This is a genomic window from Veronia nyctiphanis (assembly GCF_004116385.1).
GTDB classification, from domain to species: domain Bacteria; phylum Pseudomonadota; class Gammaproteobacteria; order Enterobacterales; family Vibrionaceae; genus Veronia; species Veronia nyctiphanis.
The window spans coordinates 139,187-150,911 of the sequence record NZ_PEIB01000003.1; the positions used below are offsets into that span (position 1 = coordinate 139,187).

At 44.8% G+C, this 11,725-nt stretch carries 9 protein-coding genes and 1 pseudogene; 5 read left to right on the forward strand and 5 right to left on the reverse strand.

Annotated elements, in window-relative coordinates:
- Nucleotides 1-227: 227 nt before the first annotated feature.
- The 3 genes and pseudogenes from CS022_RS04235 to nagK all read left to right on the forward strand — a co-directional run bounded on the left by CS022_RS04235 (nucleotide 228) and on the right by nagK (nucleotide 2,426).
- Nucleotides 228-572, forward strand: coding sequence for a DUF3802 family protein (locus tag CS022_RS04235; RefSeq protein ID WP_129121241.1), 345 nt, complete (start codon nucleotides 228-230; stop codon nucleotides 570-572).
- Between the two features lie 75 nt (nucleotides 573-647).
- Nucleotides 648-1,385, forward strand: coding sequence for a tRNA-uridine aminocarboxypropyltransferase (locus tag CS022_RS04240; protein ID WP_129121242.1), 738 nt, complete (start codon nucleotides 648-650; stop codon nucleotides 1,383-1,385).
- A gap of 136 nt (nucleotides 1,386-1,521) precedes the next feature.
- Nucleotides 1,522-2,426, forward strand: a pseudogene (nagK, locus tag CS022_RS04245) (N-acetylglucosamine kinase).
- 117 nt (nucleotides 2,427-2,543) lie between these two features.
- Here the strand turns inward: nagK and CS022_RS04250 are convergent.
- Nucleotides 2,544-3,641, reverse strand: a complete 1,098-nt coding sequence (locus CS022_RS04250) for a ketoacyl-ACP synthase III (RefSeq protein WP_201746206.1) — start codon at nucleotides 3,639-3,641, stop codon at nucleotides 2,544-2,546.
- Nucleotides 3,642-3,939: 298 nt separating this feature from the next.
- Nucleotides 3,940-4,596 (reverse strand): SanA/YdcF family protein, encoded by a 657-nt coding sequence (locus CS022_RS04255; protein ID WP_129121244.1) that lies wholly within the window; start codon nucleotides 4,594-4,596, stop codon nucleotides 3,940-3,942.
- A gap of 411 nt (nucleotides 4,597-5,007) precedes the next feature.
- On the opposite strand from CS022_RS04255, the gene yiaA reads away from it, so the two are divergent.
- Nucleotides 5,008-5,502 (forward strand): inner membrane protein YiaA, encoded by a 495-nt coding sequence (yiaA, locus tag CS022_RS04260; RefSeq protein WP_129121245.1) that lies wholly within the window; start codon nucleotides 5,008-5,010, stop codon nucleotides 5,500-5,502.
- A 73-nt stretch (nucleotides 5,503-5,575) separates the two neighbouring features.
- On the opposite strand, the gene CS022_RS04265 is transcribed toward yiaA, so the two are convergent.
- Entirely contained in the window at nucleotides 5,576-7,267 is a 1,692-nt protein-coding gene (locus CS022_RS04265) for an NAD-dependent malic enzyme (RefSeq protein ID WP_129121246.1), read from the reverse strand.
- Nucleotides 7,268-7,738: 471 nt separating this feature from the next.
- On the opposite strand from CS022_RS04265, the gene CS022_RS04270 reads away from it, so the two are divergent.
- The gene (locus CS022_RS04270) at nucleotides 7,739-9,904 is read left to right on the forward strand and encodes a helicase-related protein (protein WP_235869249.1); all 2,166 of its coding nucleotides are present in this window, start codon (nucleotides 7,739-7,741) and stop codon (nucleotides 9,902-9,904) included.
- A gap of 61 nt (nucleotides 9,905-9,965) precedes the next feature.
- On the opposite strand, the gene CS022_RS04275 is transcribed toward CS022_RS04270, so the two are convergent.
- Together CS022_RS04275 and CS022_RS04280 are read right to left on the reverse strand one after the other, a co-directional pair.
- A complete protein-coding gene (locus tag CS022_RS04275) occupies nucleotides 9,966-10,448 on the reverse strand; it encodes a YajQ family cyclic di-GMP-binding protein (RefSeq protein WP_129121247.1) in 483 nt (160 codons plus the stop codon).
- A 48-nt stretch (nucleotides 10,449-10,496) separates the two neighbouring features.
- Nucleotides 10,497-11,567: a 3-deoxy-7-phosphoheptulonate synthase gene (locus CS022_RS04280; RefSeq protein WP_129121248.1), complete on the reverse strand. Its 1,071-nt coding sequence runs from the start codon at nucleotides 11,565-11,567 to the stop codon at nucleotides 10,497-10,499.
- Between the last annotated feature and the right edge of the window lie 158 nt (nucleotides 11,568-11,725).

The window sequence follows — 11,725 nt, forward strand, 5'->3', positions numbered from 1 at the left end:
CCTTTATGAGTAATGATTTTTTGTCTGTGAAGCAGAAAACCAGAGTCATTGTATTGTCATAGGATGTATGTCTAAACATCCTATTCGACCAAGTACAATTAATGTAGTTACTGATGAAAAAGACTCAGTGTATCGGGGCAAAAATAGTGAACTAATACTCCAATTTGCATCATTTTTTGTTGTCTTTGAGACATTGTATACTTTTCATCTCATCTGGGAGCCCAAGCATGGTCGTTGATACTGATGGTTACAACGCGTTAGTTGATTACTTCATAGAAAACATGGACAAGTTCAAAGATGCTGACGACCCCATAGAAGGCGAGACGGTTGATGAGTTTATCCACGAGTTACTGGTCGATCAATTGATGGCGATCTGCGATCAAAATAAAAACATGAAAGCAGAAATTCGCTTTATGGTGATGAGAGAGGCGGATGTGATTATTTCTGACCTTGAACAGGCGCTATGCGAAGTATGGGTAAAAACACCTACCAAGAGTCAGAAGGATTTCCTCGAGGAGTTCATTAGCCTCATTAAAAACATGTTTGACGCTGCATTGTCTGATTTCCGCTAACGACCATCCGGGCTCTTTGATATTAATGCCGATCTCTCTACAATGCGCGTTTGTTGTTTTCAGGCGCGCTCTTTTATGCAAATACATTCGATTCATAAACTCTATCAACAGCGCCTTGCACGCTCAACTCGACCATTTCGTGCCCGAGGTGCGAACGTAAAGCGTTGTGGCTATTGCATGGTTGCTGAGCATCTTTGTATCTGTCAGCACAAAGTCACGCTCAAAACCGATTGTGCGTTCATGCTGGTTATGTATGACGACGAAATTTTAAAACCGAGTAATACAGGTAGGTTGATTGCTGATACTGTAGAAGATACGGTGTGTTTCATATGGTCGAGAACCAAGCCTGATAGGGATATGTTGCGGATGCTTAGTGATTCTAAATGGCAACCCTATGTGGTATTTCCCGCACAATACGCAATGCCAGAGAGAGTGGTGGAGGCGCCAACCAACGATGGAAATAAGCGACCTTTGTTCATTGTCATAGATGGTACATGGCAAGAAGCGAAGAAGATCTTTCGAAAAAGCCAATGGTTGACACAGTTTCCTGTCCTCAGTATTCAAACAGACGCAGCTTCTCGGTATAAAGTTCGCTCAGCGAACGGTGAAAATCAGTTAGCAACAGCAGAAGTTGCAGCCAAAGTTCTGGATCTTGCTGGCGAAAAACAAGCAAGCATATGCCTTGATGCATGGTTTGATGTATTCAAAGAACACTATCTTGCGGGCAAGCGTCAAAAGCAACTTCCAGAGTGCAGTGCGTTGGATACGTTTAAAAAATTGTCAGCAAGCGGCTTCGCACCAGATTGCGATTAGGTTCGAGTTTCCTCAGTAAACTCCAACTGTTCTGGGACAAATCCCCCGTTCTGCTAGACATTGATGGCAAAAACTGGTTTTTTGAGCCTAAAGGCGAGCTCAGACAAAGATTGATTAAATTAAGGCGGAGAAACGGATGTATTACGGCTTCGATGTGGGCGGCACCAAAATTGAGTTCGGTGCTTTCAACCAAAAATTAGAACGAGTTGCAACTGAGCGAGTACCAACGCCGAAAACCGATTATGAAGAACTGATTTCAACGTTGGCAGAGTTGGTGGAAAAGCACGATAAAACGTTTGAATGTGAGGGCTTGGTTGGCTTGGGTATTCCAGGCTTTGAAAATTCAACTGATGGGACAGTTTTGACTGTCAACATTCCAGCGGCATCCGGCAATACGTTACGTAAAGATCTCGAATCGCGCTTAGGGCGAAAAGTCGCGCTAAATAACGATGCAAATTGCTTTGCTCTGTCAGAAGCGTGGGATGAAGAATTAAAAGACGAAAAAAGTGTGTTGGGGCTTATTCTTGGCACTGGCGTTGGTGGCGGTTTTATTCTTGATGGCAAAGTAATCTCTGGCAAAAACAATGTTGCTGGCGAAATTGGTCATATGAGAATGCCGCTTGATGCATGGTTGTACATGGGAGAAAAAGCGCCGTTATTTGACTGTGGATGCGGTAACAAAGGTTGTGCAGACAATTACTTGTCGGGCAGAGGCTTCGAGCAGCTTTATCATCATTCTACGAAGAAAAAAAATCAGCCGTAGAAATTATCTCAAGCTTCAAAGAAGGTGAGGACAAGGCAACCGAATTTGTCGATATGTTCCTCGAAATATTAGCTATCTATCTTGCTGGCCCGTTGACGGCCTTTGACCCTGATGTGGTTGTTATTGGTGGCGGTTTGTCGAACTTCGATACTATTTATGATGAATTGCCTACGCGTTTGGAGAAACATATTTTGTCCCTCTCATCGGTACCTAAAATTGTTAAAGCGAAACACGGGGATGCTGGTGGTGTGCGCGGTGCGGCTTTCTTGAATATCTAGTGTTTGAAGGGGAGGAGGTTTAATGTTTGTTGACGGTCAAATACTCCTCTCTAAAAAGTACAAAAAAGGCAGGGTTTGACACCCTGCCTTTTTTTCATTTTCGAGTCAATAAAATGTTTATTGGTTCTGTTGTTCTGCTCTTGCTTTACTTGCACGGATAGCTTTATCAAGAAGACCCAAAGCGTTTTGCTCCGGCTCCGGCAATGCTGCATCTGACTCACTGATAGGTTGTACCCTGTTACCCCATTTAACAACGGAAGCGCCCCAGGTAAGACCGGCACCAAACGCTGCCATCAGGATATTAGCGCCAGGCTTTACCTTGCCTTGCTCAAGCGCTTCGCACAATGCAATAGGAACGGTTGCTGCCGATGTGTTCCCGTATTTTTCAATGTTGACAAATGCTTTCTCGAGCGGAATTCCTGAGTGCTCACACAAGGCTTCAATGATGCGCTTGTTGGCCTGATGAGGGATAACGATATCTATATCATCCGCGGTAAAACTCAGATGCGAAAGTACATTGGTGGCTGCTGCCCCCATACCTCTGACGGCACGACGAAATATTTCGCGGCCAACAAAATGGAAATCGAAGTAGCCATTGTCAGGGTCATACCTGTCCATAGATGTACCGAAGTCCGGCACAGACAGCACGTCTCTTCCTTCGGAATCACAGCCCAAGCGAGCATGAATGAGGCCAGATTCCTGCTCAGTTTTGCTCAGAACGACAGCACCAGCGCCATCACCGAAAAGAACGGCAATATCTCTACGACTCCAATCGACATACCAGGTAATACGCTCTGCACCAATGATGATGGCGTGACGGTAGCAGCCAGCTTGTATCATACGGGTTGCAGTTTCCAACCCGTAGAGAAAACCAGTACATGCAGCATTCATATCAAATGCAGCGGCATTTTTGGCTCCAAGATCCCGTTGAACTTTTGAAGCAATGTTTGGTATCAGAGAGTCCGGAGAGCAGGTCATGACGATAATCAAATCAACCTCGTCAGCGGTGATTCCTGCACAAGAGATGGCATGCTTTGCAGCAACCGTTGCCATGTCAGACGTATTAACATGGCTGATTCTTCTTTCTTTTATACCGGTACGAGACGAGATCCATTCGTCAGATGTATCGATGAATGTGCTTAGGTCTTCATTAGTAAGCTTGGCTTGAGGGAGGCATTTTCCCCAGCCTGTAATTTCTGCAAAATACATGAACATCTCTTAGGTTTCGATAGTATTGCAATTTAACCAACATTTATGGAATTTAACAACAATGAGAGCCACATAAAAAGCGGTGAAAACAGAAAAAAAACCTGTAAAGACCGTAAGACATAGCCGGTAATTGCTCCCTTATAAAGATGTATAAAAAGAATTAGATAAATGTAAGGTTTTGGAATATTTTTATGTCTAAAATACTGATAAATCTTAATATTATATATGTTTGAAACATGGTTTTTCTTGGAGGGAGGATGTTTCAAGCACTACCGAGAGGACAGTAAATGTGCAGAGTCTTTCTTTATCTTCTCATTATATGCCTGAATGATGGACTCTTTGGTCCCAAAAACTTAGGTTCTACATCAAAGACATAGATATCAAGGATAGCTTTAGCTCGAGCAAGTGTTTCTCTGATGCGTACCGATAGACCTGCCTTACCATCAGGGCCTGGGACGGCCATGCAAATTGCATCGATGTTGTAGGTTTGTGCAATAAATAAAGCGCGTTCGCAATGAAAGCGTTGAGTGATAATGGTGAATTGGTCGACATCAAACACTTTCTTGGCCCTGATGACAGAATCTAACGTTCGAAAGCCGGCATAATCGAGGTAGATATTGCTTTCAGGGATTTGTGCTTTGAGCAGATCTCTTTTCATTGTCCATGGTTCATTGTAAGACCGGTGAGCATTGTCACCGCTCAATAAAAAGAGATCGACCTTCTTTTTTTGAAAAAGCTCTTTTGCTGCATTTATACGATAGGTGTAGAAGGGGTTGAGTTGACGACCAATATATTTACTGGTTCCCAGCACTAATCCGATGCTACGTTTGGGAATATTGGAGACATCACTATATATTTTGTGTTTGGTCTGATTGCCAATCCAAAAGTCTATAAACGCAACTGTACTAACGAGAGCCGTCAATGAAGCTAGAACAACGATTAAAATACGCTTTGTGGTCATAAACCTTTCAGAACATACAGCAGGTTAGCCAAGTATTTAGGCAGATTACCCGATCGTAAGTTAAATCACAAAGACTGAAAGCGGCAAATGGGACAATGAAAAATAGCGGGTTACTTTTTCATCTCTATCTAAGTCACTACAATTCAATATAAATCAACATGCTGATCAATGAATTTTATATCTCTGAAACTAACTCCCTTACATCTCAACATTAAAAAAACTGAGCCATGAAACGTTGAAAGAAACACTGTTTTAAATTTGTGGGCCAAATCTAGCTTCCAGTAGTTTAATTTTAAAAACACCGTTCGATTAATGTAAGCTCATTTGCAACTCAGTAAGTAAAAAACAGATTAATGGAAATAGAGTCCTAGTAAATACTCGGCTCTCACCACAACTATCAGAGGTGGAAAAATGGAAAAGTCAGTAAACAAACCAACGAGTGCATTTATGGCGGCATCATGGGCATCACTCATCTTAGGTGTCAGTGCATACGCTCTAGGCCTATGGAATTCAGAAATGATGCTTAATGAAAAAGGCTACTATCTCATTACTCTATTGTTTGGCCTTTTTTCTGCTATATCATTACAAAAGACCGTTCGAGATAAGATGGAAGGCATTGAAGTGACCAGCTTATACTTCAATATGTGCTGGTTCGCTGTGGTTGCATCACTTTCGTTCCTCAGTATTGGCCTTTGGAATGCTGAACTTCTGTTGAGTGAGAAGGGGTTTTATGGCATGTCCTATGTTCTTAGCCTCTTTGCATCCATTGCGGTACAAAAAAATGTTCGGGACATCGCAGGGGACAGTGAAAACCTTGAAAAGACGGACTCGGTGAAAAAACGCTTTTTCGATAGGAAGTCATTAAACGCAGATGATACAGATGTAAACAGCTCAAACAGAGACTAGGCTGTGAGAAAACGCCAAACAAAAAGAAGCCGCTTTACAGCGGCTTCTTTTTTTCGTTTCTATGGAGGGAGGCTTAGAAAGAAGTTCGCTTATAATCGCGGTAGCGTGGCTCCCAGAAGATAGCCTCTATACGTTCTCTCAATGCTTCATCAGACAGTTGATTTGCGATACCTTGCTCAATCGCCTTCTTGGCAACTGCAAAGGCAATCTGTTTCGATACATCCTGAATTTTTTCAAGTGGTGGAAGAAGCGGACCTCGGCCATCTTGCGCTAAAGGTGAACAGTCCGCTAGAGCACGGCTGGATTGCATCAGCATTTCCGTTGTTACACGTTTTGCATCGACGGCAAGAACACCTAAGCCGATCCCCGGGAAGATGTAACTGTTATTACACTGTGCAATCGGGAAGGTCTTACCCTGTTCCAGTACAACTGGCTCAAAAGGGCTACCTGTAGCAACAAGCGCTTGTCCATCTGTCCATCGAAGAATATCAGCAGGCGTTGCTTCAACACGGCTTGTTGGATTCGAGAGTGGGAAGACAATTGGCTTACTGCAGTTCTCGTGCATAGCTTTGATGACTTCTTCACTAAACAACCCAGGCGCACCAGACACACCGATGAGCACTGTTGGCTTCGCGTTCTTCACGACATCAAGCAGGGAAACGTTCTGAGCGTCCTGCTCCCATTCAGCGAGAACACCAGATTTTTGGACGAGCCTTTGTTGGAAATCGAGCAGGTTAGGCATGTTGTCTGCGAGCAGACCCCAACGATCGACCATAAAGACGCGCTCGCGCGCTTCCGAGTCTGAAATGCCCTCTGAGACCATCTGAGCAATAATCGCTTCTGCGATACCACAACCTGCTGAGCCGGCGCCAAGGAAGGTGATACGTTGGTCTGACAGCTTGGTACCAGCCGCTTTACACGCAGCCAGAAGGGAGCCGACGGTTACTGCTGCAGTGCCCTGAATGTCATCGTTAAAACAACACACTTTATCTTTGTAACGCTCCAGAAGCGGCATTGCATTCTTTTGTGCAAAATCTTCAAATTGGATCAAAGCGTCTGGCCATCTGCGCTGAACAGCTTGAATAAAGTTCTCAATAAAGTCATCGTACTCTTGGCCTGAAATACGGGTATGTCTCCAACCCATGTACATAGGATCGGATAAACGTTGCGGGTTATTTGTACCGACATCAAGCACGATAGGAAGCGTGTATGCCGGGCTAATACCGCCACATGCGGTATACAGTGCCAACTTACCGATTGGAATACCCATGCCGCCGATGCCTTGGTCGCCCAAACCCAGAATTCTCTCACCGTCGGTGACAACGATAACTTTCACATTGTGGCGCGGCGTATTGTTGAGCATGTCATCAATGCGGAAACGGTTGGGGTAGGAGATAAACAACCCGCGACCACGACGATAGATATTCGAGAAGTTTTCACATGCTGCGCCTACAGTCGGTGTGTAGATGATAGGCATCATCTCAGTAACATGTTTGTTGACCAGTTTGTAAAATAAAGTTTCGTTAGTGTCTTGAATATTTCTCAGGTAGATATGTTTGTCCATATCTGAGTCAAACTGCTTATACTGCTGATAAGCACGTTCAGCCTGTTCATCAATGGTTTCAATTGCTTCTGGTAGCAAGCCTTCAAGGTTAAAGTACATGCGCTCTTCGAGTGTAAACGCACTGCCTTTATTAAGTAGAGGGGTTTCCAGTAGTGCTGGACCAGCATACGGAATATAGAGTGGACGTTTTTGATTATTCATGGGGATGTGTGTTGTTTCTCTATTAGCCAAGAGGTGATCAAATTACTGTCACCGAGTTTTATATTCAAAAGGGTGACGAGTCTAGTCTTGTAAAAAACCTTAATAAAACTCTATTTGATAAATAATTCAAAAATGTGAACTTTAGTAGTCAAACGGCAGATCTATATCCGGAAAGTCTATTGCTGGAGGAGATCGTAGCGTAAAGTTCTGTTCAAACAGGTTTAGTGCGATGAATAATATCAGTTTGCTTACAAATATGTGAGTGACTTTTGCACATTTTCTAACGTCAAAAGCGAAAATGAATAACTTTCCAATTGAAAAGATTAGAGAACAATTTCTCAAGGCTCTTCCGAACACCAACCTTGTGATTGAGGCTGAAACGGGAACCGGTAAATCAACACATCTACCGTATGGGCAAGTGCTCAAGGACGCGTCCTTGTTGTAGAGCCAAGGCGTATTGCTTGTAACTCGTTGGCCAGCTTTATTGCCGACAATCTGTCTACAGAAATCGGCGAGAGAGTAGGCTACGCCATTAAGTTTGATCAAGCATTCAACGAAGAGACAAACATCGTATTTGTTACTCCCGGTGTTGCACTGCGTTGGTTCAGTGAAAACAAGCTAGCTGAGTTCGATATTCTAATGTTGGATGAGTTTCACGAGAGGCGGACAGAGTCTGATCTTTTAGCTGGCTTGTTGCTAAAGAACGGAAGTCATCGACTTATCATCACATCTGCAACTCTTGATAGTCCGGTATTAAGTGCGTATTTCGACGCTGAATCGATTAAGGCCGAGGGGAGTAGTTACGGCGTCACTACTTCTTACATGTCGAGAGAGAGCAGTAACTCTCCATCAACACGTGATTTAGAACAGAGGGTAAAACTCGCTGTTGAAGTCGCGCTCTTGAAGGGTGGCGATGTTCTTGTATTTTTACCGGGTCGAAAAGAAATTTCAGCCTGCAAAGGGCAACTAAAACACTGTAGTGCTGATGTGATAGAGCTGCATGCTGGCGTCAGCGATGATGAGCGGGAGCGGGCGCTCAAGATTGGTGAGAGTCAAAAAGTGGTCCTCGCAACAAATGTCGCCGAGACATCTCTCACTATTCCCAATATCGTTACTGTCATCGATTCTGGTTTGGAGCGCAGAACGCATCAACGCAATGGTAGAACAGTGCTTGCTTTGCATGCAATCTCAAAAGCCAGTGCCAGACAACGTGCAGGTCGAGCCGGTCGGGTAAGAGAAGGGTTTTGTGTGCGGCTTTATGGGGAATTTGCACCGCTGGAGTCTTTCACGCCACCTGAGCTGGAAAGAGAAGAACTGACCGATACCCTTTTAGCTGCTGCATGTTGCGGCCACAGATTACAAGATTTACCTTTGCTTAGCCGTTTACCGGAGAAAAGTGTTAATAAAGGTGTTGAGCAGCTTTTGGCGATGAGAGCCATTGATAGCGAAGGTAATGCTACCGAGCATGGCAAGACATTGTACCCATTACCCATAGACTCATTATTCGCACACTTAATTTCCGGTATGACGACCAAAAGCCACCGAGAAGCCATGGTTGACCTCGCCTCGGTCATTCAAACACCACAAAAACTCTGGCAGCTTTCCCGTGGTGAAGAGGTAATCGATAGCTATCAGGTATGGAATAAATACTCTTGTGACGCTGTCACTCATATATCAGCGCTGCGAGGGGAAGAGGGAGATATGGTCGACGTCTTTTCCGATGTAAGAGATGAAGCGCGCAAGCTATCGTCCTCGATCAGAGAAGCGCTCGAACTTCCGCATTGGCAGGCTCCGACACGAATCCAAAGAGAGTCTTGGTTAAAAGAGGTTATGAAACTCGCGCCCGAGCTGGTTTATGTGAGGCGTGAAAAGAGACCGCAGGCCTTTGGGAATGGTTTTGGCGAGGTGCTACTCGGACGCGATAGCTTTTTCCCTGATGAGCCTCAAGCTGCAGTCGTTTTCGACCAGTTTCACCTCGCGGGTAAACGGGGGGCGAAACAGACGTCCTCTTATGCGACGTGTATGGCACCGATCCCTTTGCAGTGGATTGTTGAGCTGTCGTTATGTGAAACTACCTCCGTAGGCACAAAAAATGTTGATGGCACAATGATGGAAGTGATCGAACATCGCTATGGTGGACGAGTTATTCATAAGGATTACTGCACACCCTTTGGTGTCAGTCTCATCAAAGCACTCGCGCAGGCCATTCTTGATAACCATCACTTCGATATTGGAACAGAGCTGGTTGAACAATTAGCATACTGGAATCTGTATCAACAACTTGAAGTTGATCCTGTAGATCAATCCCCAATCGAGGCTCCGATACACTGGCTCACTCGACGGCTTGAAGAGTTAGGGGTCGAAACAGAGGATGATCTGGCGCTGATTGATGGCGCGGATCTCTGTTTCGATGGTATACCTTCATGGGAGTATGATGGCTTTCGAGAAAAATACCCCTTGACGGTTTCTTTGTCAGATCTGCATTTATCTGTGGAGTATTTTAAAGCGAAACGTTTGGTGGTGATTCATCACCAAAGCGGTAAGCGCAAAGCCGATCCTAAACGCTGGGAGTTACCGCGCTGGAACGGCTGGAAAGTTCAATACCGAAAAGCCAGTAGGCTGATTGATATAAAGTAAAAAAACCAGCCGAAAGGCTGGTTTTTTAGTTACCGATATTAGGGTGAGGACATTTGGTTAATTAGTCACGGAAGTTTTCAAACTGGAAGGGCTGCCCCAAGTCAGTTTCGCGCATAAGTTGCATAACAGATTGTAAATCATCACGTTTTTTACCCGTCACGCGAACTTGCTCGCCCTGAATTTGGCTTTGAACTTTGATTTTTGATTCCTTTATCGCTTTAACTACTTTTTTGGCAACATCGGTTTCGATACCGTTTTTGAAGTGGACATCCTGTGAGCAGGTTTTACCGGAGAATGCTGGCGATTTTGTTTCCATTGCACGCGCATCAACACCACGCTTGGTGAGGTTGCCACGTAAAATGTCGAGTAATTGGTTAAGTTGAAATTCAGCTTCCGCTGACACTTTCACGACTTCTTTATTCAGCTCAAAGCTGGCTTCCACTCCACGAAAATCAAAGCGGGTTGAGAGCTCACGGTTCGAGTTATCTACCGCGTTCTTCAGTTCAACCAGATCGATTTCAGAGATAATGTCAAAAGAAGGCATAGTGATTTCCTGATCAAAATTAATTTAGTAAGGAGCCTAACATAAGAGTTAGGCGGTCTTCGAATTATTACGCTGGCGAACGGCGTTTGCCAACGTATCAAGCATATTGCAGGTATCTTGCCAGCCAAGGCATGGGTCAGTCACTGATTTTCCGTAAACCAAATCATTGGAATCACCCTGCGACAGGGCCTGATTGCCCTCTTCGATAAAGCTTTCGGCCATGATGCCTGCAATGTGTGTGTCGCCAGCAATGATCTGTTCGGCGATATCAGCAGCAACATTAAGCTGAAGCTTATGTTGTTTCTGGCAGTTGGCATGACTGAAATCGATCACGACTCTTGGTGTCAGACCTACGCCATCAAGCTGGGCTGCGACAGCGTCGACATCCTGCTTATGGTAGTTGGGTTGCTTACCGCCTCGTAAAATAACATGGCCATAAGGATTACCAGAGGTACGGTATATGGTCATGACTCCCTGTTTATCTGGCGAACAAAACAAGTGTGAGGCCTGACTTGCGCGAATAGCATCAACTGCAATCTTTACGTTACCATCGGTCCCGTTTTTGAAGCCGACAGGGCAAGACAGCGCTGATGCCATTTCACGGTGAATCTGTGACTCAGTCGTGCGGGCACCAATTGCGCCCCAAGTGATTAAGTCAGCAATGTACTGACCTGCAATCATATCAAGAAATTCTGTGGCTGTTGGTAAACCCAACTTGTTAATTTCCAACAGCAGTTTTCGCGCTTTGTGGAGGCCTTCTTTAAGGTCACAAGAGCCGTCCATATGGGGGTCGTTGATAAGACCTTTCCAGCCGACAACCGTTCTTGGTTTTTCAAAGTAAGTTCGCATAACAATGTGCAGCGCATCATTGTATTGTGTGGCGATTTCTTTGAGTTTCTTTGCGTAATCAATGGCTGCGTCGGGGTCATGAATAGAGCATGGCCCCACGACGACCAGCAGTCGGTCATCCTGACCTGAGAGAATATCTTCCGTACGTTGTCTGCCTTGTGCAATCAGTTCGGCGACGTCGTCCGTCAGTGTATGAACCGCTTCCAGCTCAGCAGGAGTAGGTAGCGTGCCGACTGCTTCGGTTCTTAATTCATCTGTTTTAATGGGCATGAACTATGCCTTCCTTACATCGTCTCTGCTGTGAAGTCAGTAAGATAGCAAAAAAAGCAGATGAATAAAGCAATCACGCGCAGTTAGTGAGAGTTCTTGACTGCCATCGCTCAAGAAAGCAGCGAACAATGGCTAAAAGCAGGGACCTTGCGGATGAA

Bases quoted from the DNA above. Each gene is read 5' to 3' on its own strand.
- CS022_RS04280 (WP_129121248.1), bottom strand. From the start codon at position 11,567: ATGCCCATTAAAACAGATGAATTAAGAACCGAAGCAGTCGGCACGCTA.
- CS022_RS04265 (WP_129121246.1), bottom strand. From the start codon at position 7,267: ATGAATAATCAAAAACGTCCACTCTATATTCCGTATGCTGGTCCAGCA.
- yiaA (WP_129121245.1), top strand. From the start codon at position 5,008: ATGGAAAAGTCAGTAAACAAACCAACGAGTGCATTTATGGCGGCATCA.
- CS022_RS04275 (WP_129121247.1), bottom strand. From the start codon at position 10,448: ATGCCTTCTTTTGACATTATCTCTGAAATCGATCTGGTTGAACTGAAG.
- CS022_RS04235 (WP_129121241.1), top strand. From the start codon at position 228: ATGGTCGTTGATACTGATGGTTACAACGCGTTAGTTGATTACTTCATA.
- CS022_RS04250 (WP_201746206.1), bottom strand. From the start codon at position 3,641: ATGTTCATGTATTTTGCAGAAATTACAGGCTGGGGAAAATGCCTCCCT.
- CS022_RS04240 (WP_129121242.1), top strand. From the start codon at position 648: ATGCAAATACATTCGATTCATAAACTCTATCAACAGCGCCTTGCACGC.
- CS022_RS04255 (WP_129121244.1), bottom strand. From the start codon at position 4,596: ATGACCACAAAGCGTATTTTAATCGTTGTTCTAGCTTCATTGACGGCT.